Origin of the sequence: Tabrizicola sp. (genome assembly GCF_030694085.1) — a bacterium.
In the GTDB taxonomy this organism is placed as follows: Bacteria; Pseudomonadota; Alphaproteobacteria; order Rhodobacterales; family Rhodobacteraceae; genus Tabrizicola.
This window is the reverse complement of the sequence record NZ_JAUXZE010000035.1, coordinates 476,977-499,847: the sequence shown is the minus strand read 5'-3', so window position 1 is coordinate 499,847 and position 22,871 is coordinate 476,977. Positions and strand designations below refer to the sequence as shown.

At 66.0% G+C, this 22,871-nt stretch carries 26 protein-coding genes and 1 other RNA gene; 17 read left to right on the top strand and 10 right to left on the bottom strand.

The genetic code is table 11. The annotated features are described in order from the left end of the window. Positions 1-2 precede the first annotated feature (2 nt). The 5 genes from Q8M85_RS07465 to Q8M85_RS07445 all read right to left on the bottom strand — a co-directional run bounded on the left by Q8M85_RS07465 (position 3) and on the right by Q8M85_RS07445 (position 5,592). Positions 3-1,103 carry an SPFH domain-containing protein gene (locus Q8M85_RS07465; RefSeq protein ID WP_305542345.1) on the bottom strand — a complete coding sequence of 367 codons (1,101 nt, stop codon included), beginning with the start codon at positions 1,101-1,103 and terminating at the stop codon, positions 3-5. Between the two features lie 22 nt (positions 1,104-1,125). Continuing rightward, on the bottom strand, positions 1,126-2,052 hold the full coding sequence (locus Q8M85_RS07460) for a DUF2927 domain-containing protein (RefSeq protein ID WP_305542342.1): 927 nt from the start codon (positions 2,050-2,052) through the stop codon (positions 1,126-1,128). A 9-nt stretch (positions 2,053-2,061) separates the two neighbouring features. Beyond that, a complete protein-coding gene (locus tag Q8M85_RS07455; protein WP_305542339.1) occupies positions 2,062-3,234 on the bottom strand; it encodes a toxic anion resistance protein in 1,173 nt (390 codons plus the stop codon). Between the two features lie 16 nt (positions 3,235-3,250). Then, a complete protein-coding gene (locus Q8M85_RS07450; RefSeq protein WP_305542336.1) occupies positions 3,251-4,114 on the bottom strand; it encodes a 5-bromo-4-chloroindolyl phosphate hydrolysis family protein in 864 nt (287 codons plus the stop codon). Between the two features lie 425 nt (positions 4,115-4,539). Beyond that, complete coding sequence (locus tag Q8M85_RS07445) at positions 4,540-5,592, bottom strand: pseudouridine synthase (protein WP_305542333.1); 1,053 nt, start codon at positions 5,590-5,592, stop codon at positions 4,540-4,542. 54 nt (positions 5,593-5,646) lie between these two features. Here Q8M85_RS07445 and Q8M85_RS07440 point away from each other — a divergent pair, with 54 nt between their 5' ends. Further along, positions 5,647-6,111 carry a nucleoside deaminase gene (locus Q8M85_RS07440; protein WP_305542330.1) on the top strand — a complete coding sequence of 155 codons (465 nt, stop codon included), beginning with the start codon at positions 5,647-5,649 and terminating at the stop codon, positions 6,109-6,111. 497 nt (positions 6,112-6,608) lie between these two features. Here the strand turns inward: Q8M85_RS07440 and Q8M85_RS07435 are convergent, their stop codons facing one another. Further along, entirely contained in the window at positions 6,609-7,304 is a 696-nt protein-coding gene (locus Q8M85_RS07435; protein WP_305542327.1) for a metal-dependent hydrolase, read from the bottom strand. Positions 7,305-7,360: 56 nt separating this feature from the next. Between Q8M85_RS07435 and Q8M85_RS07430 the strand changes: the two genes are divergently transcribed. From Q8M85_RS07430 to Q8M85_RS07385, 10 genes are all read left to right on the top strand, one after another. Beyond that, positions 7,361-8,023: a ceramidase domain-containing protein gene (locus Q8M85_RS07430; protein WP_371135212.1), complete on the top strand. Its 663-nt coding sequence runs from the start codon at positions 7,361-7,363 to the stop codon at positions 8,021-8,023. 27 nt (positions 8,024-8,050) lie between these two features. Beyond that, on the top strand, positions 8,051-8,338 hold the full coding sequence (gene gatC / locus Q8M85_RS07425) for an Asp-tRNA(Asn)/Glu-tRNA(Gln) amidotransferase subunit GatC (RefSeq protein ID WP_294974160.1): 288 nt from the start codon (positions 8,051-8,053) through the stop codon (positions 8,336-8,338). Then, positions 8,335-9,813, top strand: coding sequence for an Asp-tRNA(Asn)/Glu-tRNA(Gln) amidotransferase subunit GatA (gatA, locus tag Q8M85_RS07420; protein WP_305542316.1), 1,479 nt, complete (start codon positions 8,335-8,337; stop codon positions 9,811-9,813). Before gatC ends, gatA begins: the two co-directional genes overlap by 4 nt. A gap of 32 nt (positions 9,814-9,845) precedes the next feature. Beyond that, on the top strand, positions 9,846-10,604 hold the full coding sequence (locus Q8M85_RS07415) for a hypothetical protein (RefSeq protein WP_305542313.1): 759 nt from the start codon (positions 9,846-9,848) through the stop codon (positions 10,602-10,604). Continuing rightward, positions 10,601-11,266, top strand: coding sequence for an N-acetylmuramoyl-L-alanine amidase (locus Q8M85_RS07410; RefSeq protein WP_305542311.1), 666 nt, complete (start codon positions 10,601-10,603; stop codon positions 11,264-11,266). The genes Q8M85_RS07415 and Q8M85_RS07410 overlap by 4 nt, the downstream gene beginning before the upstream one ends. 10 nt (positions 11,267-11,276) lie before the next feature. Next, positions 11,277-11,716: RNase P RNA component class A (gene rnpB / locus Q8M85_RS07405), an RNA gene on the top strand. A gap of 104 nt (positions 11,717-11,820) precedes the next feature. Beyond that, the gene (locus tag Q8M85_RS07400) at positions 11,821-12,423 is read left to right on the top strand and encodes a hypothetical protein (RefSeq protein ID WP_305542309.1); all 603 of its coding nucleotides are present in this window, start codon (positions 11,821-11,823) and stop codon (positions 12,421-12,423) included. A gap of 100 nt (positions 12,424-12,523) precedes the next feature. Further along, the gene (gene rpmG / locus Q8M85_RS07395; RefSeq protein ID WP_135448918.1) at positions 12,524-12,691 is read left to right on the top strand and encodes a 50S ribosomal protein L33; all 168 of its coding nucleotides are present in this window, start codon (positions 12,524-12,526) and stop codon (positions 12,689-12,691) included. A gap of 139 nt (positions 12,692-12,830) precedes the next feature. Then, positions 12,831-13,526: a VIT family protein gene (locus tag Q8M85_RS07390; protein ID WP_305542303.1), complete on the top strand. Its 696-nt coding sequence runs from the start codon at positions 12,831-12,833 to the stop codon at positions 13,524-13,526. 39 nt (positions 13,527-13,565) lie between these two features. Next, positions 13,566-14,081 (top strand): GNAT family N-acetyltransferase, encoded by a 516-nt coding sequence (locus tag Q8M85_RS07385; RefSeq protein ID WP_305542300.1) that lies wholly within the window; start codon positions 13,566-13,568, stop codon positions 14,079-14,081. 67 nt (positions 14,082-14,148) lie between these two features. Here the strand turns inward: Q8M85_RS07385 and Q8M85_RS07380 are convergent, their stop codons facing one another. Both Q8M85_RS07380 and Q8M85_RS07375 read right to left on the bottom strand, forming a co-directional pair. Continuing rightward, complete coding sequence (locus Q8M85_RS07380) at positions 14,149-14,883, bottom strand: Bax inhibitor-1/YccA family protein (RefSeq protein ID WP_305542297.1); 735 nt, start codon at positions 14,881-14,883, stop codon at positions 14,149-14,151. A 130-nt stretch (positions 14,884-15,013) separates the two neighbouring features. After that, entirely contained in the window at positions 15,014-15,235 is a 222-nt protein-coding gene (locus Q8M85_RS07375; protein ID WP_305542294.1) for a DUF1127 domain-containing protein, read from the bottom strand. 124 nt (positions 15,236-15,359) lie between these two features. On the opposite strand from Q8M85_RS07375, the gene Q8M85_RS07370 reads away from it, so the two are divergent. Continuing rightward, positions 15,360-16,211, top strand: coding sequence for a LysR family transcriptional regulator (locus Q8M85_RS07370; RefSeq protein ID WP_305542291.1), 852 nt, complete (start codon positions 15,360-15,362; stop codon positions 16,209-16,211). On the opposite strand, the gene Q8M85_RS07365 is transcribed toward Q8M85_RS07370, so the two are convergent. Then, positions 16,199-17,170 carry an NADPH:quinone oxidoreductase family protein gene (locus Q8M85_RS07365; RefSeq protein ID WP_305542288.1) on the bottom strand — a complete coding sequence of 324 codons (972 nt, stop codon included), beginning with the start codon at positions 17,168-17,170 and terminating at the stop codon, positions 16,199-16,201. The two genes, Q8M85_RS07370 and Q8M85_RS07365, sit on opposite strands and share 13 nt — an antisense overlap. A gap of 368 nt (positions 17,171-17,538) precedes the next feature. Between Q8M85_RS07365 and Q8M85_RS07360 the strand changes: the two genes are divergently transcribed. The 5 genes from Q8M85_RS07360 to Q8M85_RS07340 all read left to right on the top strand — a co-directional run bounded on the left by Q8M85_RS07360 (position 17,539) and on the right by Q8M85_RS07340 (position 21,261). Beyond that, on the top strand, positions 17,539-17,901 hold the full coding sequence (locus Q8M85_RS07360) for a helix-turn-helix domain-containing protein (RefSeq protein WP_305542285.1): 363 nt from the start codon (positions 17,539-17,541) through the stop codon (positions 17,899-17,901). An 87-nt stretch (positions 17,902-17,988) separates the two neighbouring features. Continuing rightward, the gene (locus Q8M85_RS07355) at positions 17,989-18,786 is read left to right on the top strand and encodes an inositol monophosphatase family protein (protein ID WP_305542283.1); all 798 of its coding nucleotides are present in this window, start codon (positions 17,989-17,991) and stop codon (positions 18,784-18,786) included. Between the two features lie 131 nt (positions 18,787-18,917). Further along, positions 18,918-20,258, top strand: a complete 1,341-nt coding sequence (locus tag Q8M85_RS07350; protein WP_305542280.1) for an 8-oxoguanine deaminase — start codon at positions 18,918-18,920, stop codon at positions 20,256-20,258. Between the two features lie 73 nt (positions 20,259-20,331). Next, a complete protein-coding gene (locus tag Q8M85_RS07345; protein WP_305542277.1) occupies positions 20,332-20,916 on the top strand; it encodes a hypothetical protein in 585 nt (194 codons plus the stop codon). Between the two features lie 27 nt (positions 20,917-20,943). Beyond that, positions 20,944-21,261 (top strand): ribonuclease E inhibitor RraB, encoded by a 318-nt coding sequence (locus Q8M85_RS07340; protein WP_305542274.1) that lies wholly within the window; start codon positions 20,944-20,946, stop codon positions 21,259-21,261. 257 nt (positions 21,262-21,518) lie between these two features. Here the strand turns inward: Q8M85_RS07340 and guaD are convergent, their stop codons facing one another. Then, positions 21,519-22,799, bottom strand: a complete 1,281-nt coding sequence (guaD, locus tag Q8M85_RS07335) for a guanine deaminase (RefSeq protein ID WP_305542271.1) — start codon at positions 22,797-22,799, stop codon at positions 21,519-21,521. Between the last annotated feature and the right edge of the window lie 72 nt (positions 22,800-22,871).

Sequence of the window (22,871 nt, the reverse complement as noted above, 5' to 3'; positions counted from 1 at the left end):
GGTCAGGGTTTCGGCGGGGGTGGAGGCACCTGGTCCAGAAGCCGCGCCAGATCCGTCTCGGCGGCCATCTTCCAGCCGTCCTGTCCGGCGGTCCAGACCATCGTCGCGCGGGTCAACCGGCCCTCGGCAGCGGCCGTCGCCAGATCGCCCTCACCGAACGGTCCCGAGGTGGACCCATCCACCGCCAGATGCCACACCTTCGCCGCCGGCGGCGGGGGGGGCGGCGGCGGTGGCGAAGCCGCCACACCAGGCTGCCCACCCCAAGGCCCCATGTTCTGCGCCATTGACGCACCCATCCCCATGCCCATCCCGGCCCCCATTGCCGATCCCATCGCACTGCCGGGCTGTGACATGCTCTCGGCGGCGTTGTACTGCATGTAGCGGTTCAGGTCGCCCACCACGCCCATCGAGGTGCGCTTGTCCAGGGCCTTCTCGACGTCTTCCGGCAGGCTGATGTTCTCGATGTAGAATTCCGGGATCGAAATCCCGTACTCCCCCACCTGCGGCGCAATGGCGTTGGCAATGATTTTGCCCAGGTCCGCCAGGTTCGCGGCCATGTCCAGGACCGGGATTCCCGACTTTGCCAGAACCTGACTGACGGATTGCACGATTATGTTGCGGATCTGGAAGCTGATCTCGTCCGCCGTGAACTCGCCATCGGTGCCAACGATCTCGGTCATGAACTTGCCGGGATCGGTCACCCGCATCGAATAGGTCCCGAAGGCGCGCAGGCGCACGGGGCCGAACTCGGGGTCTCGGGCCATGATCGGGTTCTTGGTGCCCCACTTCTGGTCGTTGAACCGGGTGGTGTTGACGAAGTAGACCTCGGACTTGAAGGGCGACTGGAACCCGTGATCCCAGTGCTGCAACGTGGTCAGGATCGGCATGTTGTTGGTCTCAAGCATGTAGAGACCAGGCTGGAACACATCCGCCAGCTGCCCCTCATGGATGAAGACCGCCGCCTGGCCTTCGCGCACCGTCAGCTTGGCGCCCATCTTGATTGCCTGACCCCGGCGGTCAAACCGCCAGACCATCGTGTCGCGCGTATCGTCGAGCCACGAGATAACGTCGATGAATTCGCCTTTGAGGAAATCGAAGACCATTTGGCCACCCTCCGTTTGGGGACTAACTTTCGCCGCCGACCAACCGGCGTGCAAGGGATTGAACAATCGGCCGGGCTTCCTCGGCGGTCATGCCGGGGCGTAGCTCGGGGCTGTAAAGGATGCGCAGCATCAACTCGTCCTGGTCGGTCAGCAGGGCAAATTCCTCGTCATCGTTGAAGATCGACGGGCGCGCGCGGGGCGAATCGTTCGGCAGGCCAAGGCCTTGCGCGATTTCCTCGTGGAAGCAGGACAGGCGCAGAAGGTCGGGGTTTTCGGCCCGGATGACCGCAACGGCGTTACGGTGCAGGTGGCTTTCCGATCCCGATATTGCAAAGACACTGCAATAGGTCGTCTGGCCCATCTGCGTCACCGCCTGGATCACGTCGGGGGCGATGCCGATCCGCAGGCTTTGCAGATCCGGCCCCAGCGCGACGCGCTCGTCCTCGGAGACGATATAGACCCAGAAGTTCGGTGCCGCATCCGTCAGGCCGATCGGGTGGCCGGTGATCTGGGACAGCCGGGCCAGGTAACTGGCGATCCGCGCCCGGTCGGTGGCCTGCCTGTCCGCAGGCACCGAGGCTCCGAAGCGGATCGCAACGCGCACCGGGTCGCGCCAGCGAGTCAGGGGCGATGCGGTCTCGGTCCGCGAGATCCCGCCACGTCCACGGGTAAACTCCTGATACAGCGCGATGCGTAGGAAATTCTCGGTCAGCCGATCTGCGCTGACCGGGATCTCCGCGCCCGGGTCGGTGCGCAGCATCCCCTCGCGCAAGAGCGCCTGCTGGACCTGGGCGTAGTAGGCTGCAGCCGCCACGCTTTTCGCGGTGGGTTCGGGCGGTGCCACCGGCACCACCACGGGCGGCGGCACGGGCGCGGGCGTGCCAATGCAGCCGGTCAAAGCCAGACAGGCGGCCCCGGTCAGAAGGAACTTTATCCGCACCCGCCCCATGTCGTCCTTTCAGGCCGTTGCCGACGGAGCGGTCTGCCGCGCCTTGGCCGAGGCCAGCGTGTCACGCAGTTCGGCCTCCATCTTCACCAGTTCGGCCTCGGCTGTTGCGCGACGCGCCTTGCCCTCGTCGGCGATGGCCAGGCTTTCGTTGATCGTGGCGATCAGCGTGGCGTTGGCCGCCTTGATCGTTTCGATGTCGAAGACGCCACGCTCCATCTCTTCGCGCACCACCTTGTTGGCTTCCTGCAGGTTCTCGGCATTGGCCTTCAACAGCTCGTTGGTCAGGTCATTGGCATCGCGCACCGCTTCGGCGGCTTCCTTCGACCGCTGGATCGTCACCGCCTGGGCCAACTGCGTCTCCCACAGCGGCACGGTATTGACCAAGGTCGAGTTTATCTTGGTGACCAGCGACTTGTCATTCTCCTGCACAAGCCGGATCGACGGCAGCGACTGCATCGTCACCTGCCGCGTCAGCCGCAGGTCATGCACCCGACGCTCCAGATCGTCCCGCGCCGCCCGCAGGTCGCGCAACTCCTGAGCCTTCATCACTTGATCCGCTTCGGGGGCCGCCGCAACCTCGGCCTCCTTGGCCGGGATCACGGTCGCCTCCACCTCGGCCAGCTTCGCCTCACCCGCCGCAATGTAGAGGGCCAGCTCGTTGTAGAAGCTCAGGGTCTTTTCATACAGGACATCCAGGCTTTTGATATCCTTGAGCAAAGTGTGCTCGTGCGTCAGCAGTTCGGACGTGATCTTGTCGATCTGACCCTGCACATCCTCGTACTGCGCGACGAATTCGGCAAACGGCGCCGCCCGACCCAAAAGCTTTTCCCACCAGCTAGCATCGCGCCGCAGGTCCAGCTCATCGACCGCAAAGCCGCGGATCGTGGTGACGATCTTGCGCAGGGAATCCCCCGCCGGCCCCACGTCCTTGTTCTTGACGTCCTGCAACATCGCCTGGCTGATCACCTGCAACTCGGCCTGCGCGGAGGACCCGAAGGCGATGATCGACTGGGTGTTCGACAGGTCCACCTCGGACATGCGTTTCTTGATTGCCTCGGCCTTGTCCGCCGGAGCGGCCTCCAGCGGGACGACCTCTGCCATCGGTTCGGGCAGGATCACGGCAGTCACCTTCTCGACCTCGGTCAGGAAGGCCTGGGCATCGGCTTGGACGGTCGTGGACATGGGTATCCCCCTGGGTTCAATGGTCAAGCTTCAGACGGTCGCGGAGCACGGCGATTTCCACGTCCAGATCGGTGCGGTTGTTCGAAAGAAAAGCCGTCGTCTTCTGCGCGAAGGTGGTCTCAAGATCGGTCAGCAGCGTCTCGTAATCTGCCCGCGCCCCGGCGTCGCGGGTCTGGGCATAGTGATCGGCAAATTTGACAGTCGCATCACGGGCGCCCATCAAATAGACCGACAGATACTTTCGCGCCGCGGTCAGGTCGCCCGGATCGCCCTCGATCGTGCGGAACAGGCCCCGGGCCACGCCTGCGAACTGCGCGACCCGCCGTTCCAGACTGCGGTCCTTGGCTCGCAGGATCGCATCCTGCATTGCGCCCAGATGCGCCTCGCCCTCCTCGACCGCCTTTGCGACGCGGCCGGTCTGGAAGGCATCAATCCCCTCCATGCCCTTGTCGGCCATCGGGTCCAGTCCGAAGGCTCCCAGATGCAGGCCCCCGCCGACCAAAGCGTAAAGCACCGGATAAACAAGGCCCTGGTCCGCGATCACGCCGCCTACGGCAAGTGCCGCGCCGGTCGCCACGGCCCCTGCCGCCTTGCGTGGGAAGGCCGGGCGCCGCGCCAGCTTGCGGGCGTTGAAGGCGGCTTCGGCCACCATCCCCTCCCGCGTCAGCCAGGCGGCCAGGACGATCAGCCCCCCTGCGAGCAGGCCCAGCAGCATCTCGCGCGGGCCATCACCGAAGGCGGGAAACAGGAACAGGAAGGCGGTCAGGAACAGCACCGTCGTGCGCCATTTTCCCGCCACCTTCGGCGCGGCAGGCGGCGTTGCCACCGGGCCCGCAGACCCGCCACCCGGAGAATACTTGCCACCGAAACGCTCGGCCATCACGCGCCTCCCGACCAGGCGACATAGGCCACCAGAAAGACCAGAAGCACCAACGAGAGCGTCCGAATTCCGCCGCCCGACATGCCTCACGCTCCCCTTGCTGCCGCTTTGCCCGACCTTAGCCGAAGCCCCCGGCCCATGCCAGTCACGGCACGGGTCAATAGGCGGCAATCTTCATCCCACCCGTGCGGATGGTTCACCCTTTGCAACGGCCATCTGGCCGCACGGTTCCCGCACCGGGAAGGACCGCCGCAGCACTGGTCCGGGCGCGACCCACCCGCACCGAAACCACCAGCAGGAGGGCGGGCCCCGGCTGGACCTGAAACATGGTGGCGTTGGCGGCCAAGTCTCACCGGTGTCCGCCCCAGGCCCCCTCGTGCCGATCCGCCCGGCTGGACGCGGGGACTAGAGGCGAAAGGCCAAATCTAGCCCTTCTTCGGGCCGCCTGACCGCGGCCCGGACCTGGGCATGGGGCCCGGCGGTCGGGAGGAGCGCCCTGTGGCAGGCCGGTCGCCCTTGCTGGCCGGTGCGCGCGTTGCCTTCTGCCAGGTGTCCGACAGCTGCTTCAGCCCTTCGCCCGGCTTCAGCGTCCGGGTCGCAGGCTTTGCCCGGTCCTCGCCCGGCCCCGGGGCGCGAGTGCCCGTCTTGCCGGGTCTGGGGGCCAGCTTGCGGACAGGCTTCGGGGCTTCTTCCGGGTCTGCCAGACCCAGTTGCTCCCGCAGCACGCGGGGTTTCAGCTCTTCGACCTCGCCGGGTTGCAGCTCGTTCAGGCGAAAGGGGCCGTAGGAAATGCGGATCAGCCGGTTAACGGTCAGGCCGATGTGGTTCATCGCCCGCCGGATCTCGCGGTTCTTGCCCTCGCGCAGGCCTACGGTCAGCCAGGCGTTGGCCCCCTGGTGACGGTCGATCTTGACCTCCATCGGCTGGAAGCGGTCGCCGTCGACGGTGATCCCCTTCCGCAAGGGTTCGATCTCGGGCTCGGTCGGGTTGCCCTTGACCCGCACCCGGTACTTGCGCAGCCAGCCGGTCGATGGCAGTTCAAGCTTGCGCTTCAGCTCGCCATCGTTGGTGAGAAGGAGGAGACCCTCGGAGTTCAGGTCAAGCCGCCCGATCGACATCACACGGGGCATGTCCTCGGGCAGGTGGTCGAAGACGGTGTCGCGGCCTTTTTCGTCCGAGGCGGAGGTCACAAGGCCCTCGGGCTTGTAGTATAGCCACAGACGCGGCGGTTCGGGCTGGCCGACCGGCTCGCCCCGGACGGTGATCTTGTCCTTCGGCGTCACGTTCAGCGCGGGGGAGGTGATGGTCTTGCCGTTGACCTTGACCTCGCCCAGTTCGATCAGCCTTTCCGCCTCGCGGCGTGAGGCGATGCCGGCGCGGGACAGGACCTTGGCGATGCGCTCGCCTTCCGGGGTGTCGGCCGCCGAGGCGTCTTTGGCCGCAGTCTTCGGGGCGGGGGGCTTTTCTTTTCCGGGCATGGCCATCATCCTTCGGGCCTTGGTGGCCGGGGGCGGCAGGATAGTGATGCGGGCATGAAAGAGCAACGCGAAGGGTTCCGGTCGTTCATGGGGCTGGCCTTGGAAGAGGCACAGGCGGCTGCTGCACGCGGCGAAGTGCCGGTGGGCGCGGTGGTCGTGCTGGGCGAGCGGGTGCTGGCCCAGGCGGGAAACCGGACGCGTGAGTTGTCGGACCCCACCGCCCATGCCGAGATGCTTGCGATCCGCGCGGCTTGTGCGGCCCTCGGTTCGGAACGGCTGGTCGGCTGCGATCTTTACGTGACGCTGGAGCCCTGCCCGATGTGTGCCGCGGCGATTTCGGCGGCGCGGGTGGGGCGGCTATACTACGGGGCGGCGGATCCGAAATCGGGCGGGGTCGCCGTGGGCGCGCGGGTCTTCAGCCACGCGCAGTGCCACCACGTGCCCGAGGTCTATGACGGGATCGGGGCGGGGGCGGCGGAAACGCTGCTGAAGGCGTTCTTTGCGGGCAGGCGCGGATAGTGTCCACGGTGGACAATCGTGGATGGTCCAGGGATTACAACGGCTTGCTTGCGGGTGTTAAGGATTTGGCAAGACTTGACCGGGGGGGCCTTCCGGTCGAGACCCCGTCCCATCCCACGCCATGAATAGGGGGAAGGGAGCGTCCGCCGGGGCCAGGCCGTGCGAGATGCGCACCGCCTGCGCTGCCCTGACGCCATCGCCCGACAAAGAGAGTGGGCAGCCGGAGCCTTCCCTGCGGCGTTCTGCTCAACGGCGTGGACTGGAAATGAGGCGCCTTCGGCGGGGCTATCTGCCCCGGCATGGAAGCGATCCGTCGCGCCCCGGACCCAAGTCGGATGCCTCCGGCGGGGATACTTGGACAAAGATGAAACGGGGGGAGCCTTGCGGACGCTGGTCGCCGGTTCTTCGGGTGATCCTGCTTGACAATGGGTAAATGTCCACCGTCAAGCCATTGATTTTGTGAACACCTCGGACCCCGTCCAGTGTGGACAGCCGGCCTAGATTCGGATCGGATCAAGGACGTCATGCTCGATAACCTCGATCCCCGGCGGCAGGCCCGCACGCAGGGCGGTCGCATCCTGGGCAAGGATCGGGAAGGTCTTGTAGTGGCAGGGGATCACCCAGCGGAAGTTGAACCACTTTCGCGCGGCCCAGGCAGCGCGCTCCATGTCCATCGTGTAGTGTCCGCCACAGGCCAGGATGCCGATGTCGGGCTGGTGATACTCGGCCATCCAGGCCATGTCGGCCATGATGTCGGTGTCGCCGGACAGGTAGATCGTGTGGCCTTCGCCGGCGATCATGAAGCCAGCGGCGTCACCTGCGGGCAGAAGGCCCTGGTCTGCGAAGTCGATCGAGGCGGAATGGACGGCGTGGACCATCGTCACCTTGGCGCCATTCAGGTTCAGTGTGCCACCCTTGCCGAAGCCGACGGTTTCGACGCCCTGGCCGTTCAGCCATTCGGACAATTCGTGGATGCAGTGGACCTTGATCCCCAGCTTCTTGGCCAGCCGCCCCGCGTCGGAGGCGTGGTCGCCGTGGGCGTGGGTCAGAAGGATATGGGTCGCGCCGGACACCGCCTCATCCTCGCGCCCGGCGGGGAAGAGGGGGTTTCCGGTCAGCCAGGGGTCGACGAGGAGAATGGCGTCTTCGATTTCGATGCGAAAGCCGGAATGGCCAAGCCACGTGATCTGCATGCGTGTTCCTTCACTATATGTCCGGGAGGCGCATACCATCTAGGACTGACGGCAGGATGACAACCATGTTCAACCCCATCGACGCCTATTGCGAGCGGACGAGTGCTGCCTACTGGGCCGAGCCGGTCAACGCGGTGACGAACCTGGCCTTCCTGCTGGCGGCCTGGGTGATGTGGCGGCGGACGGCAGGGCTGCCGCTGGGCCGGGCGCTGAGCGGGGTGCTGGCGGCGATCGGGGTGGGGTCGTGGCTCTTCCACACCCATGCCAACGGGCTTACGGCGGCGCTGGATGTGGCACCGATCCTGGGCTTCATCCTGATCTACATCTTTGCGGCCACGCGGGATTTCCTGGGCTTGGGCGGCTGGCGTCCCTGGGTGGCGGTACTGGCCTTCCTTCCTTATGCCGCGCTGATGGTTCCGGTCTTCGCGGCCATGATGCCGGTCCTGGGGGCCTCGGCCGCCTATGCGCCGGTGCCGCTGGTGATCCTGATCTATGCAGCGGTGCTGTGGCAGCGGGCACCCGCGACGGCCCGGGGGATGGCGCTGGGCGCGGTGATCCTGGTGGTCAGCCTGGCCTTCCGCACGCTGGACGGGCCGGTCTGCGATACCCTGCCGCTGGGGACGCATTTCCTGTGGCACATCCTGAACGCGCTGATGCTGGGCTGGATGATCGAGGTCTGGCGGCGCCACATGCTTGCGGGGCGGGGCGCGGGCCGCTAAACGAGGCCAAACCTCTAGGAGAGCCCGATGGCGATTGACATCGATACCGCCCGCAAGGTGGCAAAGCTGGCCCGCATCCGGGTCGAGGAAGCCGATCTGCCGAAGCTGGCGGGTCAGCTTTCCGGCATCCTTGGCTTCATGGAAGAGCTGAACGAGGTCGATGTGACCGGGGTCGAGCCGATGACCAGCGTCACGCCGATGCGGCTGAAGCGTCGCGCCGATGTGGTGACGGATGGCAACATCCAGGCCCAGGTGCTGAAGAACGCGCCGGACGCGCGTGAGGGGTTCTTTGCGGTGCCGAAGGTGGTGGAATGAGCGCGAACAGCTGGACCATCGCGGCGGCGCGGGATGCGTTGCAGAAGGGCGAGATCTCGGCGGTCGATCTGACGATGTCCTGTCTGACCGCAATCGACGCGGGCGATACGCTGAACGCATTCGTCCACAAGACGCCCGAGATTGCGTTGGAGCAGGCGCGCGCGGCGGATGCTCGGCTGGCTTCGGGAGAGGCCCCGGCGATGTGCGGGATCCCGCTGGGGATCAAGGACCTGTTCTGCACCAAGGGGGTGCCGTCGCAGGCCGCGTCGAACATCCTGAAAGGCTTCAAGCCGGAGTATGAGTCCACCGTCACCGCAAAGCTGTTCGAGGCGGGCGCGGTCATGCTGGGCAAGCTGAACATGGACGAATTCGCGATGGGCTCGTCGAACGAGACCTCGGCCTATGGCAATGCGGTGAACCCGTGGAAGGTCGATGACCGGAAGCTGACGCCGGGCGGGTCCTCGGGTGGCTCGGCGGCGGCGGTGGCGGCGGATCTGTGTCTGGCGGCGACGGGGACGGACACCGGCGGGTCGATCCGGCAGCCGGCCGCGTTCACCGGGATCGTCGGGATCAAGCCGACCTATGGCCGGGTTTCGCGGTGGGGCATCGTGGCGTTCGCCTCGTCCTTGGATCAGGCGGGGCCGATGACCAAATCGGTCCGCGATGCGGCGATCATGTTGCAGGCGATGTGCGGGCATGACCCGAAGGATTCGACGTCAGCCGATATTCCGGTGCCGGATTTCGAGGCCGCGCTGACCGGGGACATCCGGGGCCGCGTCATCGGCATCCCCAAGGAATACCGGATGGACGGGATGCCGGAGGAGATCGAGGCCTTGTGGGCGAAAGGCATCGAGATGCTGCGCGACGCGGGGGCCGAGGTGCGGGATATTTCCCTGCCGCATACCAAATACGCGCTGCCGGCCTATTATGTGATCGCGCCTGCCGAGGCGTCGTCGAACCTCGCGCGGTACGACGGGGTGCGCTATGGGCATCGGGCCAAGCTGGCGCAGGGCGATGGCATCACCGAGATGTACGAAAAGACCCGGGCCGAGGGCTTCGGGGTGGAAGTCCAACGCCGGATCATGGTCGGGACCTATGTGCTGTCGGCAGGGTTCTACGACGCCTACTACAACCGCGCGCGGAAGGTGCGGGCGCTGATCAAGCGCGACTTCGAGACGGTGTTCGCGGGCGGGGTGGATGCGATCCTGACCCCTGCAACTCCGTCCGCGGCTTTCGGGCTGGGCGAGATGGCGGATGCGGATCCGGTCCAGATGTATCTGAACGACGTCTTCACTGTGACGGTGAACCTGGCGGGCCTGCCGGGGATCGCGGTGCCGGTGGGGCTGGACGCGCAGGGCCTGCCCTTGGGGCTGCAGCTGATCGGGCGGCCCTGGGACGAGGCAGAGTTGCTGAATTACGCACATGTGTTGGAAAGCCGCGCCGGGTTTGTGGTCAAACCGGCGAAATGGTGGTAATGGGCCGCAAAACATACCCATCGAGGCAGTGAATGAGCCGTACCTTTCTTCCCGCCGCTGGCGCAGCTCTTGCTGCCCTTCTGGTGGCCGCCTGCACGCCGACGACCACCGAGACCGGCCCCGGTGTGGGTTTCCAGGACTATGGCAGCTATGTTCGGGGCGCCGCTCCGGGCCCTGCGGGCACGCCGGTGACGGTGCCGCCGCCGGGTGGGGCGTTCGACCCCGCTGCGGCAGCGGCGGCGATCGACCGGGCGCAGGGTGTGGCGCCGATGGCCACAGCCTCGGTCACGCCGACCCCGCTGCCGACCCCGGTCACACCGATCATGGCGGGCAGCGCGGATCGACCCAGGGGGGGAGCCCCTGCCGGGATCAAGGAAGAATCGGGCGAGGTCGCGCCGAACAACACGGGCATTTCGGACGAGCAGGACTTCAACGCCGTCGCGGCGCGCGAGACCATCGAAAGCGACGCCGAGCGGATCGCACGGAACCGGGCGGAATATGTGGTGGTCCAGCCGAAGGACCTGCCATCGCGGCCGGGCGATACCGGGCCGAACATCGTGGAATTCGCGCTGGCCACCAAGCATGCCCCGGGCGTCCAGATGTTCAAGCGCTCTGGCATCGGCATCCGCGATGTGAACTCGGCCTGCGCGAAATACGCGTCGCCCGACCAGGCACAGCAGGACTTCCTGGCCAAGGGCGGCCCTGAGCGTGACCGGATGGGCGTCGACCCGGATGGCGACGGCTTCGCCTGCGCCTGGGACCCGCGCCCGTTCCGCACCGCCCTGCAGTGAGTCTGACGCATCCCTCGCCGAACTTTGGCGAGAGGCGGGGCAGGGGCCGGATCGAGCTGGTCGTCCTGCACTACACCGCCATGCCCTCTTGCGCCGCGGCGCTGGAGCGGCTGTGCGACCCTGAGGCCGAGGTTTCGGCGCATTACCTGATCGACGCTGACGGCACGGTCCTTTCCCTGGTGGAGGAAGCCGCCCGCGCGTGGCACGCGGGGGCGGGGGAATGGGCTGGCGCGGGGGATGTCAATTCCCGGTCCATCGGGATCGAACTTGCCAATACCGGGCGCGAACCCTTTGCCGAGCCGCAGATGGCCGCGTTGGAGCGGCTGCTGGCGGGCCTTCTGGATCGCCACGCACTGTCGCCCGAAGCCGTGATCGGCCACAGCGACATGGCGCCCGACCGCAAGGGCGACCCCGGCCCGCGCTTTGACTGGCGGCGGCTGGCTGTGCAGGGACTGGCGATCTGGCCTGAGCCTGCAGAGCCTGGCGACTTTCTGGCCGACCTTCGTTTGTTCGGCTACCCGGACGCCGCGCCGGAGACGCTGCTTTCAGCCTTCCGACAGAGGTTTCGGCCCTGGGCCTGCGCGCCCTTTGACGACACCGACCGGGCGCTGGCAGCTGGGTTGCGGCGCTTTGCTGTTGACGGACGGTCCAGCGATGCCTAACTGACCCCGCGCGGAGGGCTGGATGACCGCGGGCCCCGGACTTGATCCGGGGTTCGAGGAAAGTCCGGACTCCCGTTGGCAAGGGTGCCGGGTAACGCCCGGCGGGGGTAACCCCAGGGAAAGCGCCACAGAGAAGAGACTGCCACGACCCGCAAGGTTCACCTTCGGCAAAGCGTGGTAACGGTGAAACGGTGGGGTAAAAGCCCACCGCGGGACTGGCAACAGGACCGGCACGGCAAGCCCCACCCGGAGCAATGCCAAATAGGGGCCTCGCGGCAGGTCAGGTCTCGGATTTCGGTCCGGGATACCGCTCGCCAGGGATGCCAACGCCCGAGAGGCCCGGGTTGGCAGCTTGACCGCCGTGGTAACACGGTCGGCAGAGGAATGGTCATCCAGCCTCGGGTCACGGCCCGGGGGGGACAGAATCCGGCTTACAGGCTCTCCGCGCAATCGCTTCACGATCCCGTGCCGTTGACGTGGGTCAAGGCATGCCGCCCGTTTCGGGCGCTTTCTGTCTGCATGGGGCGTTTCCGCCCCGCAACAGGAGGCTTGCGATGTTCAAGTTGATCGGTGTCGTTGCTGTCGTGGGACTTGGTGCGGCCACTCCGCTGCTGGCCCAGGGGCAGTCGGGCTGGGGCACGGGCTGGGGTTGGGGTCAGGGACCGGGCTGGGATATGGGCCAGGGCTGGGGTCCGGGTCAGGGCTGGGGCATGGGTCCCGGATATGGTGCGGGCCCCGGATATGGCGGGGGACCCGGCTGGGGGATGGGGCCAGGTGGCGGCATGGCTGGCGGCATGGGTCAGGGACGCGGAATGATGATGGGCAGCCTTGACGCCGACCAGAGCGGCGACATCTCGGCCGAGGAGGCTGCCGCCCACGCCGAAGCGATGTTCGCCCTGATGGACGGCAATGCCGATGGTACCCTGGAAGCAGGCGAGTTCGGCGCGGGCCGCATGGGCATGATGAGCCCCTGGGGCATGATGCCAGGCATGCAAGAGCGCCATGCCGCGCGCTTTGCCGGCAAGGACGGCGACGGGGACGGCAAGGTCACGATGGCCGAATTCCTGGCCGCCGAGAAGGCGCAGTACGATGCCGCCGATGCTGATGGCGACGGCAAGGTGACCCCCTGGGAGCTGCGCGCCGCCATGTGGGAATAACCCGCCCGATTGCGGTTGACTCTGCCACGAAGACGGATAAAAGGCGGGCTTCAAGGATTTCACCGGGGGATACGGATTCCCCGATGCAGAGGAAACGACCATGGCAAAGCCCGCCACCATCAAGATCCGCCTGAACTCGACCGCGGGCACCGGCCACTTCTACGTGACCAAGAAGAACGCCCGTACGATGACCGAAAAGATGGTCATCAAGAAGTACGACCCCGTCAAGCGGGAGCATGTCGAATACAAGGAAGGCAAGATCAAGTAAGATCTGCCTTTGTTCCAGGATAGGGGGCCGTGTCCGATGGGGCGCGGCCCTTTTCCTTTGTCGGTAAGCCGGCGCTGACGGCGTTTTCCTTGACCCCTGCGCGTTGCGGCGCGAGGAGGGGGCAGCAATGGAGGCCGTCATGGAACGAAATCACCGGGAAGAGCACTATGTCGCGCGTGTGGGCTGGCTGCGGGCCGCTGTGCTGGGGGCCAACGACGGGATCGTCTCGACCGCCTCGCTGATCGTCGGCGTCGCGGCGGCCTCGGGCCGGGCCGAAGTGCTGATCGCGGGGGCCGCGGGACTGGCGGCCGGGGCGCTGTCGATGGCGGCAGGGGAATATGTCAGCGTCTCGTCGCAGTCGGACACCGAGGCGGCGGACATCACGCGAGAGCGGGCCGAGATCGCCGCCGACCCCGAAGAGGAGTTGCGGGCGCTGGCCGGCATCTACGAGGACCGGGGCGTCCCGCCGGCACTCGCGCGGCAGGTGGCCGAGGCGCTGCACGCCAAGGACCCGTTGGCGGCGCATGTGCGCGACGAGCTGGGGATCTTCGAGCATACCGAGGCGCGACCACTGCTGGCCGCCGGGGCCTCGGCCCTGACCTTTGCGGTGGGGGCCGCACTTCCCTTGGCGGCAGCGGCGCTGGCGCCCGAGCCGCAGCTGTCGCTCTGGGTGACAAGCTTGTCGCTGGTGTTCCTCGCGCTTCTGGGGGCGGTGGGTGCGCGCGCCGGGGGCGCAGGCATCTCGCGTGCGGTCCTGCGTGTCACCTTCTGGGGCGCGGTGGCGATGGCGGTGACGTGGGCCGTGGGCCGGGTTTTCGGGGCAGTGATGGTCTAGCCCTTTCCTTTCCGGCGCAATGCTCCATCATCTCGTCGCATGGCCCAGACACTCACGCTTCGCCGCGCTGCTCCGTCCGATCTGGCCGGGATCGACCGGCTTTTGATGCGCAGCTATCCCCGCCTGCTGGCGGCGGACTATCCGCCCTCGACCCTGGTGCTGGCGGTGCCCCGCTTTGCGCGCGCGCAGCCCGAGTTGCTGGCCTCGGGCCGCTACTTCGTGGCCGAGGACGCGCAGGGCCGTATCCTGGCGGCGGGAGGCTGGTCGCGGCACAGCCCCTCCGGCGGGCCGGTTGCCGAAATGACGGGGCATGTGCGCCATGTGGCGACCGATCCCGACGTGGTGCGGCAGGGCCTGGGGCGGATGGTGATGGAGCGGGTGATGCAGGAGGCGCGCGAGGCGGGGGTGCGCTGGCTTGACTGCCTGTCGACCCGCACAGCGGTTCCGTTCTATCGGTCGCTGAAATTCCGCGCCTTGAACGCGCAAGAGCTGGTCCTCGGGCCGGGGATCGCCTTTCCGGTGATGCGGATGGTGGCCGACCTTACCCGAGATTAGCGGCACAAAAGAGAAGGGCCGGTCTTGCGACCGGCCCTTTGGCTTCGTGGTGCCTGCGGTGCCTGAGCTATTCGCGGTTGCCCATGAATTGCAGCAGGAACATGAACATGTTGATGAAGTTCAGGTAGAGGTTCAGCGCGCCCATGATCGCGGACTTGCCAAGCCATTCCTGATCCATCGACTGCGCATGAGCGATGTAGTCCGTCTTGATGCGCTGGGTGTCGAAGGCGGTCAGGCCTGCGAAGATCAAGAGACCGATCACCGAGATCGCGAAGGCCAGGGCGCCGGAGCCCAGGAACATGTTCACGATCATGGCGACGATCAGGCCGATCAGACCCATCATCAGGAAGGTGCCCATGCCGCTGAGATCACGCTTGGTGATGTAGCCGTACAGCGACAGGCCCGCGAAGGCGATCGATGTCACGAGGAAGGTCTGCGCAACCGAGACGCCGGTGAAGGCCTTGAAGATCCAGGCGATCGACAGACCCATCGCGGCGGCGAAGACGTAGAAGAACAGCTGCGCGCCAGCCGCCGAAAGCCGGTTGATCAGCGCACCGAAGGCGAAGACCAGCGCCAGGGGCGCGAACATCGCGACCCAGCCAAGGATCGTCATCCCGCCTTCGGGGGTGCGGAAGATCGACAGAAGCGCGTCGGACGTGCCGACGGCCCAGGCGACACCGAACGTCACCATCATTGCCACGGACATCAGTCCGTAGACCTTGTTCATGTGGGCGCGAAGCCCTTCGTCGATCTGCGCGCGGGCACCAACGCCTGCGCTGCGGACCGTATCAAACTGAGCCATAGAAGCCTCCGATGTTGTCCCTAAGGGCAACGCCGGGGGGACCGGCGCGACCTCGTGCACAGAATATTGGGAACCCTATACAGCATTTCAAGCGTCTTGACCGCAGAGAAGTGGCGAAAATGTAAAGGTTTCAGCCCTTCCAGTGCATTGGCGCGTCCCAGGCAGGCAGATGGGCCTCGGATTCGGCCTGCTCGCGGGTCAGGCCGATGTCGCGCAGGATATGGTCGTCCAGCCGACCAAGCGAGCGGCGCGACCGCGCAAGGGCTTGGGCGGCCAGAAGGCGGGCCGGCAACCGGGCCAAGGCGCTGGAGCGGAGGATGGCGAATGGGAGGGCAAGGCGGAGGGTCGGCATGTTGGTCTCCTTCATCTTCTCTGGTGATGGGACAATGCGGTTGCATCAGGATGCTTGAACAATGCGCCTTTCCGGTGCATGATGGAAACGAATGATTGTTGGATCATCCATCAGGATCTGTGATATGCCCCGGAACCTTGACCTTGCCTCGCTGCGTTCGTTCGTCACGGTCGCCGATGTCGGCGGCGTCACGCGGGCGGCGGGTTATCTGAACCTCACGCAATCTGCGGTCTCGATGCAGATCAAGCGGCTGGAAGAATCGCTGGGGATGACCTTGTTCCTGCGCGCGGCCCGCAAGCTGGCTCTGTCGCCAGAGGGCGAGCAGCTTCTGTCCTACGGCAAGCGCATGCTGGCCCTGAACGACGAGGCGCTGTCACAACTGGCGTCGACCTGCTGCCAGGGCGAAATCCGGCTGGGGGTGCCGCATGACGTGGTCTATCCGGCGATTCCCGGCATCCTGCGCCGGATGGCCCAGGCCTATCCGCGGGTTCGGATCAACCTTGTCTCGTCCTTCACCATCCTGATGAAGCAGGACTATGCCCGCGGTGCCTTGGACGTGATGCTGACGACCGAAGACGCGCCCGACTCAGGCGCCGAAGTGCTGTCGACGCGCCAACTGGTCTGGGTCGGCGCCCCCGACGGCAACGCCTGGCAGCGGCGGCCGCTGCGGCTGGGCTTCAAGGACACCTGCATCTTCCGTCCCCGCGCGCAGGCCGCGCTGGAGGCTGCGGGTATTCCGTGGGAAATGGCCACGGGCGGCGAAAGCGAGCAGGCCGTCGAGGCGACGGTCGCGGCGGACTTGGCCGTGTCGGTACGGATGGCCAGCAGTATTCCCGAGGGGATGGGTGTGATCGGGGGCGAGAACCAGTTGCCGCCGGTCGGAGACATGAAGCTGGCGCTTTACCGCGGCAGTCGCCGGTCGGACGAGGCGCTGGACCTGCTGGTCAGCGAATTGCGCTGTGCCTACGGCTCCTGACCGACGCGGATGACCACTTTGCCGGTGGCCTTGCGGTCCCGCAGCAGGGCAAGGCCGTCAAGGAACGCCTCGAAGGGCAGGACGTGGCTGACATGGGGCCGGATCAGCCCTTCGGCCCGCCACCGCAGAAGTTCAGCCATGCTGGCCGCCACCCGTTCGGGTGCGTGTGCCTCGTAGCCGCCGTACCAGAAGCCGGAGACTGTCAGGTTCTTGACCAGAAGAATGTTGGCGGGGATCTGCGGCACCTCGCCCGAGGCGAACCCGATGGCCAGAAGCCGACCGTCCGGCTTGCACGCGCGCAGTGCCGCGTCGAAGGCCGGACCACCCACCGCATCATAGACGACATCCAGCCCGCCCTCGGCCTTGAGCCGCTCTTTCAGATCCGGCGCTTCGCTGTCTATCAGCACATCGGCCCCTGCCACGCGCGCTACCGCGAGGCGAGCTTCGCCCCGCGCCGAGGCAATGACCCGCGCGCCAAGCCGCTTGCCGATCTCGACCGCCGTCAGGCCGACGCCCCCCGCCGCGCCGGTGACCAGTAGCGTCTCGCCCGGCTGCAACCGCGCCTTGTAGGTCAGGGCAAGATGGGACGTGCCGTAGGCGATGGGGAAGCCTGCGGCCTCGGTGAAGCTCATGACCGCAGGGAGGGGGCTTACCCGGACGGCGGGCAGGCAAATGCGGTCGGCCAGGGCGCCTGCAGGGCAGGTCGCAAGCACCGCGGTTCCGGGAGCAGGGCCAATAGTGTCGGGTCCAAGGCTTTCGATCACACCGGCCACTTCCATGCCGGGGACGAAGGGCGCGACCTGTCGGACCTGGTATTTCCCCTGAATCGCCAGCATATCCGCGAAGTTGAGCCCGACTGCTTCCACCCTCAGGACAAGTTCGCCTTTAACGGGTATTGGCGCGTCAATGTCGGTCAGGATAGGGTTGCTACCGAATTCAAGGACTTGCCAAGCGCGCATATAAGCCCCCTTAGGCCGGCGTTGTTTCTACTACCTACAGTGTAGGCGTTTTATCCTGTGTACAGTTTCTTGCAACGCAATGATCAAATTTTTCGCAAAATGCAACGACCCGCTGGAAGCCTATGCAAAATGCAACGCGAAATGCGATACCACTATAGGGCGAGTGATGATTCGGCTCTGCTGCTCTCGCGGGCAGGTCAGGACAACCGCACCGTGTGTTATACACCTGTGCAATTGGGCATGTCCAAAAGGACAGGTTTTGGCGCGCTGCAGATTTTTTTCGTTAACTTCTTCCGGTCCCGACAGATTGGCACGAAACTTGCTTATACAACACTGAGGGGAACGGACACACGTTTTTGGAGTATAGAATGAAACATCCCGTAGACGCCCACGTCGGCAAGCGCATCCGTCACCGCCGCTGGATGGTGGGCATGACCCAGCAGCAACTGGCCGACAAGGTGGGCATCAAGTTCCAGCAGATTCAGAAGTACGAGACCGGCATGAACCGCGTCAGCGCCTCCCGCCTTTGGGATGTGGCCGATGCGCTGGGCGTGTCCATCTCGTTCTTCTTCGAAGGCCTGGGTGAAGGTCAGGTCGCCGCCGGTTACGCTTATGCCGACATGATGTCGGACAAGGAAGCACTGGAACTGGTCCGTTCCTACTACGCCATCCCCGAGGCGCAGCGCCGTCGGCTGTTCGATCTGGCCCGTGTTCTATCCGAAGCGGCCTGAAAGCTGCCTTGACCTCGTCCCCCTGGGCGTTTAGCGCGCCCTTGGGGCGGACCCCCAGGTGCGGTCCGGCAGGCCATGAGGGACAGGATGCGGGTAACCGAGGGTTTGGCGTCCGAGCTGATCGCAACGGCGCATGAATTGGCGGATGTGGCGCGGGTCGCCACGTTGTCGTACTTCCGGTCGCGGGATCTTGCGGCCGAGACCAAGGAAACCGAACGCTTCGACCCGGTTACAGCCGCCGATCGCTTGTCCGAAGAGCGTATGCGCGAAGTCCTTGCCCGGCGCCGTCCCCATGACGGTATCCTGGGTGAGGAATTCGGCGCGCGTGACGGAACCTCGGGCCTGACTTGGGTGCTGGATCCGATTGACGGCACCCGCGGCTATCTGTCCGGCACGCCGACCTGGGGTGTGCTGATCTCGGTCCGGGATGCCGAGGGGGTGCTTTACGGCATCATCGACCAGCCCTACATCCGCGAACGGTTCGAAGGCGGCCTGGGCCGAGCCCGTGTTGTCGGACCAATGGGCGAAGCGGCGCTGTCTGTTCGTGCTGCACGACCGCTGTCGCAAGCGATTGTCTTTTCCACCTTCCCCGAGGTTGGCACCGCTGACGAAGCTGTGGCGTTCCGGCGCGTGGCTGCGGGTGCCAAACTGGTGCGCTATGGCACCGACTGCTACGCCTATGCGCTGATCGCAGCGGGCCAGATCGACCTGGTGATCGAGGCGGGGCTGCAGGCCTACGACGTACAGGCCCCCATCGCAGTGATCGAGGCGGCGGGCGGGATCGTGACCGACTGGCAAGGCCGTCCTGCCCTGGAGGGCGGGCAGATCCTGGCGGCGGCCAGTCGCGAGGTGCATGCCGAGGCGCTGGCGCTGCTGAACGACTGAGGCCGCTTCCCGAGGGAACCCTAACCCGCTATACTTCGACCGCCGCGCGTGTCCTTTTCCCTTCTGACGGGCGGCCCCTGGCGAAGATTCGGGGGGCATCGTGCCGGGCCGAAGGGTGCAAAGGTGCACCCATGTCCGATACCCTGATCCGAAACGCCGATGTCCTGGTCACGATGAACCCCCGCCGCGCGGAAATTGTGCGCGGCGACGTCTACATCCGGGACGGGGTGATCCTTGCCGCCGGGACTGGCCTTCCCGCCGCCGAGGCCGAGGTGATCGACGCGACCGGCTGCGTGGTGACGCCCGGCCTTATCAACACGCACCACCATCTTTACCAGACCCTGACCCGCGCGGTGCCGGGGGGACAGGACGCCTTGCTCTTTGGGTGGCTCAAGACGCTGTATCCGATCTGGGCCAAGTTCGGGCCCGAGGAGATGTTCACCTCGGCTCAGGTCGGGCTGGCGGAACTGGCGCTGTCGGGCTGCACGCTGACCTCGGACCATCTGTATCTTTATCCGAACGGTGCCCGGCTGGACGACACCATCGCGGCAGCACGTGAGGTGGGGCTGCGGTTTCATCCGACGCGGGGAGCGATGAGCATCGGCGAAAGTGCCGGAGGCCTGCCGCCGGACAGCCTGGTGGAAAGGGAAGCGGCGATTCTGGAGGACATGATCCGCGTGGTCGACGCCTTCCACGATCCGAAGCCGGGGGCGATGGTGCGGGTGGGCCTTGCGCCCTGTTCGCCGTTTTCGGTCAGCCGCGAGTTGATGCGGGATGCGGCGCTCTTGGCACGCGACAAGCGGGTGATGCTGCACACCCATCTGGCCGAGAACGACGAGGACGTTGCCTACTCCCTTGCCCAGTTCGGCTGCCGCCCTGGCCAGTACGCCGAGGAGCTGGGTTGGACCGGGCCAGACGTCTGGCACGCGCATTGCGTCAAGCTGGAAGGTTCGGAAATTGAACTATTCAGCCGCTCTCGGACCGGTGTTGCCCATTGTCCATGTTCGAATTGTAGACTCGGATCGGGCATCGCCCCGGTCCGCGGGATGCGGGATGCGGGGGTGAAAGTGGGGCTTGGGGTCGATGGCTCAGCCTCGAACGATGCGGGCAACCTGGTCTCGGAAGCGCGGATGGCGATGCTGTTGCAAAGGGTGGCGCGGGGGGCCGACGCGATGAGTGCACGCGAAGTGCTGGAGATAGCAACCCTGGGTGGGGCAGAGGTGCTTGGCCGGGACGACCTGGGACAGATCATGCCTGGCAAGCGGGCGGATCTGGCGATCTGGGATCTGCGCGGGGTCGAGGCAGCGGGAAGCTGGGACCCGGTCGCGGCGCTGGTGCTGTGCGGCCCGAAGCGGGTGCGGCATCTGTTCGTCGAGGGACGGCAGGTGGTGCGGGAGGGCCAGATGGCAACGCTGGACCTGCCCCGGGTGCTGGAACGTCAGCGGGACCTTGCCGCGCGCCTGGCCCGATAGCGTCCGGTTTTCCCGCCCTTTCCCGTCCGCCCGGAAGGCGGCATGGTCCTGGGGTCATCAACCGGAGACCCCCATGCGCCGCTTTGCTGCCCTGACGCTGACGCTTGCTTTCGCCATGCAGGTCCAGGCCCAGACCGTGCTTTCCGAGGCGAGCGGCAACTGGGCAGGGGCGTCGAAGCAGGGGTTCCATTTCCTTGCCCGTCTGGTCCAGAACGACGACACGGCGCGGCTGATGATCTGGGGCGGAGCATTGGACGGCGTGCCCACGGGCGAGGGTGACCCGGAGTTCGACAATAGGGTCATGGAATTGTCGGCCTTTGCCACTCGGCAGGCATTGGAGGTCGTGGAAACGTCGGATGGGTCGATCCTGCAGGTGGTGGTCGAGTTCGCCGACGAGGATGCCGAGGGCCGGTCGGTCACGCAGCTTCAGTACATCGACAACCAGTATACGGTGGTGGGCTACTATCACAGGTCGAAGTTCTACAATCCGGGTGGCGACCCTTTCACCAGGGAATGTGAGGTCGATCTGTGGAAGATGACCTCGACCGAAGACGGGGTGACGCGGGAACTGGAGCCAGTGGGGTTCGAGGCGCTGAATGCGTCGGACTGGACCTGGGGCTCGGCTTTCGACCGGGGCTTCTGCAGCCGGACCGAGTAGGGTAGAAGGCGGGCAGGGAGACCCGTCATGGACCACAACTTCGAAGCCCAGCGTCGCGAGACCTTTGACACCTTCCGGCAGTCCAAGGGGATCAGCCTGCCAAAGATGGCGGTGGTCGAATATGCCTTCTTCATCGAGGAGACGGATGCCTCGTGGCCAGCGCTGGAACGGGCGCTGCGGATGGAGGGGTTCCAGACCCGGCGGTTGAAGGATGGCGAGACGCTGGTGGCTTCGATCGGGCCGATTGCGGTGACGGCGGAGGAGATCTGGAAGTATGAGCGGATCTCGACGACGGTCGCCCTGAAGCATGATTTCTACCCAGACGGCTGGGAGCTGGCGGAGTAATCGTCCACGCAGGACGATATTCTGCGTTCAATGAAATCAGCGGTTTGGCCGGCGCCGTTCAGGGGGTCTTTACCATGTTCACGCAGAGCCGGTGTGGGCGGTGGCCCTATTCGTCGGGCTTAAGCGCGGGTTGGATCGGCTTTCGGATGGGGTGCTGACGCACAAGGCTTTTGTCTCGCCGCTTTGCGTGAAGGACGCAAAGCGGCTCGGGCCGCGCCTCCGGCGGGGATATTTGTGCAAAGCTGAAACGGAGAAGATCAGGCAGCGAGGCGTTTGCCGCCGACCCAGACTTCGGCGATGGCGCGGTCGTCGCCCATCATGATTGTGGGGAAGAGCTGTTGCCAGAGGTCCGTCGCCCGGCGGGTGGCTTGCTCGATGGCGGGAGTGGAGGCAAGGTCGATGACGATCAGGTCGGCCTCCATGCCCGGGGCGAGGTTGCCGATCTTGTCGTCACAGTGCAGCGCGCGGGCTGACCCTTGTGTGGCGAGCCACCAGAGCTGCGCGGGGTGAAGGGACTGACCACGCAGCTGGGCGACCTCATATGCAGCCGCCATCGTTGGGAGCATCGAGAAGTTGGAGCCGCCGCCGGTGTCGGTGGCGAGGCCGACGCGGAGCTGGGCGGCCAGCTGCATGTCGAAGAGGCCGGAGCCGATGAAGGTGTTCGAGGTCGGGCAGTGGACGAGAGAGGCCCCGGCCTCGACCAGGCGGGCGCGCTCGCGGTCGGTCAGGTGGATGGCGTGGCCATAGACGGCACCTTCGCGCAGGAGGCCTTGCGCTTCGTAGGTGTCGAGGTAGTCGCGCGACTGGGGGTATAGGTCGCGAACCCAGGCGATCTCGTCGGTCTGTTCAGACAGGTGGGTCTGCATCAGGCAGTCGGGGTATTCGCGCCAGAGCGCCCCCAGGGCGGCGAGTTGTTCCGGCGTGGATGTGGGCGAGAAGCGGGGGGTGATGACGTAGGACAGGCGGTCCTGGCCGTGCCACTTTTCCAGCAGCGCCTTGCTGTCGTCGTAGGCGGATTGCGGGGTGTCGCGCAGGCCCTGCGGCGCGTTGCGGTCCATGCAGGTCTTGCCCGCGAAAAGGCGCATGCCGCGCGCCTGGGCGGCGGTGAAGATCGCGTCGACCGAGGCAGGGTGGATCGTGGCGTAGGAGCAGACGGTGGTGGTGCCGCGGGCGAGGACAAGGCCGAGATAGCGGTTCGCGATCTCGGCTGCATAGGCGGGGTCGGAGAAGCGCATCTCCTCTGGGAAGGTGTAGGTGTTCAGCCAGTCGATCAGCCGCTTGCCCCAGGAGGCGATGATGGCGGTCTGGGGATAGTGGACATGGGCGTCGATGAAGCCTGCAGACACCAGTCTGGACCCGTGGTCATGGACGCGCGCCATTGGGTAGCGGGCGCGAAGGTCGGCAGCCTCGCCCACGGCGGCGATGCGACCGGCCTCCACCGCGATGGCGCCATGCGTCAGGACGCGGGCGGCCGAGAGGCCTTCAGCGAACGGGTCGGCGCTGTAGCTGAGGACTTGGCCCAGGATCAGATCGGTCATCATGCGGCACCCCTTGAACCGTTGCAGCGTAGAGGGTTTCGGCCCGCCGGTAAATTTTCTACTGCGGATGGT

What these genes read in the sequence shown, in the direction of transcription:
- Q8M85_RS07465 (WP_305542345.1), bottom strand. Translation starts at nt 1,103, where the DNA reads ATGGTCTTCGATTTCCTCAAAGGCGAATTCATCGACGTTATCTCGTGG.
- Q8M85_RS07460 (WP_305542342.1), bottom strand. Translation starts at nt 2,052, where the DNA reads ATGGGGCGGGTGCGGATAAAGTTCCTTCTGACCGGGGCCGCCTGTCTG.
- Q8M85_RS07455 (WP_305542339.1), bottom strand. Translation starts at nt 3,234, where the DNA reads ATGTCCACGACCGTCCAAGCCGATGCCCAGGCCTTCCTGACCGAGGTC.
- Q8M85_RS07450 (WP_305542336.1), bottom strand. Translation starts at nt 4,114, where the DNA reads ATGGCCGAGCGTTTCGGTGGCAAGTATTCTCCGGGTGGCGGGTCTGCG.
- Q8M85_RS07445 (WP_305542333.1), bottom strand. Translation starts at nt 5,592, where the DNA reads ATGCCCGGAAAAGAAAAGCCCCCCGCCCCGAAGACTGCGGCCAAAGAC.
- Q8M85_RS07440 (WP_305542330.1), top strand. Translation starts at nt 5,647, where the DNA reads ATGAAAGAGCAACGCGAAGGGTTCCGGTCGTTCATGGGGCTGGCCTTG.
- Q8M85_RS07435 (WP_305542327.1), bottom strand. Translation starts at nt 7,304, where the DNA reads ATGCAGATCACGTGGCTTGGCCATTCCGGCTTTCGCATCGAAATCGAA.
- Q8M85_RS07430 (WP_371135212.1), top strand. Translation starts at nt 7,361, where the DNA reads ATGACAACCATGTTCAACCCCATCGACGCCTATTGCGAGCGGACGAGT.
- gatC (WP_294974160.1), top strand. Translation starts at nt 8,051, where the DNA reads ATGGCGATTGACATCGATACCGCCCGCAAGGTGGCAAAGCTGGCCCGC.
- gatA (WP_305542316.1), top strand. Translation starts at nt 8,335, where the DNA reads ATGAGCGCGAACAGCTGGACCATCGCGGCGGCGCGGGATGCGTTGCAG.
- Q8M85_RS07415 (WP_305542313.1), top strand. Translation starts at nt 9,846, where the DNA reads ATGAGCCGTACCTTTCTTCCCGCCGCTGGCGCAGCTCTTGCTGCCCTT.
- Q8M85_RS07400 (WP_305542309.1), top strand. Translation starts at nt 11,821, where the DNA reads ATGTTCAAGTTGATCGGTGTCGTTGCTGTCGTGGGACTTGGTGCGGCC.
- rpmG (WP_135448918.1), top strand. Translation starts at nt 12,524, where the DNA reads ATGGCAAAGCCCGCCACCATCAAGATCCGCCTGAACTCGACCGCGGGC.
- Q8M85_RS07390 (WP_305542303.1), top strand. Translation starts at nt 12,831, where the DNA reads ATGGAACGAAATCACCGGGAAGAGCACTATGTCGCGCGTGTGGGCTGG.
- Q8M85_RS07385 (WP_305542300.1), top strand. Translation starts at nt 13,566, where the DNA reads ATGGCCCAGACACTCACGCTTCGCCGCGCTGCTCCGTCCGATCTGGCC.
- Q8M85_RS07380 (WP_305542297.1), bottom strand. Translation starts at nt 14,883, where the DNA reads ATGGCTCAGTTTGATACGGTCCGCAGCGCAGGCGTTGGTGCCCGCGCG.
- Q8M85_RS07375 (WP_305542294.1), bottom strand. Translation starts at nt 15,235, where the DNA reads ATGCCGACCCTCCGCCTTGCCCTCCCATTCGCCATCCTCCGCTCCAGC.
- Q8M85_RS07370 (WP_305542291.1), top strand. Translation starts at nt 15,360, where the DNA reads ATGCCCCGGAACCTTGACCTTGCCTCGCTGCGTTCGTTCGTCACGGTC.
- Q8M85_RS07365 (WP_305542288.1), bottom strand. Translation starts at nt 17,170, where the DNA reads ATGCGCGCTTGGCAAGTCCTTGAATTCGGTAGCAACCCTATCCTGACC.
- Q8M85_RS07360 (WP_305542285.1), top strand. Translation starts at nt 17,539, where the DNA reads ATGAAACATCCCGTAGACGCCCACGTCGGCAAGCGCATCCGTCACCGC.
- Q8M85_RS07355 (WP_305542283.1), top strand. Translation starts at nt 17,989, where the DNA reads ATGCGGGTAACCGAGGGTTTGGCGTCCGAGCTGATCGCAACGGCGCAT.
- Q8M85_RS07350 (WP_305542280.1), top strand. Translation starts at nt 18,918, where the DNA reads ATGTCCGATACCCTGATCCGAAACGCCGATGTCCTGGTCACGATGAAC.
- Q8M85_RS07345 (WP_305542277.1), top strand. Translation starts at nt 20,332, where the DNA reads ATGCGCCGCTTTGCTGCCCTGACGCTGACGCTTGCTTTCGCCATGCAG.
- Q8M85_RS07340 (WP_305542274.1), top strand. Translation starts at nt 20,944, where the DNA reads ATGGACCACAACTTCGAAGCCCAGCGTCGCGAGACCTTTGACACCTTC.
- guaD (WP_305542271.1), bottom strand. Translation starts at nt 22,799, where the DNA reads ATGACCGATCTGATCCTGGGCCAAGTCCTCAGCTACAGCGCCGACCCG.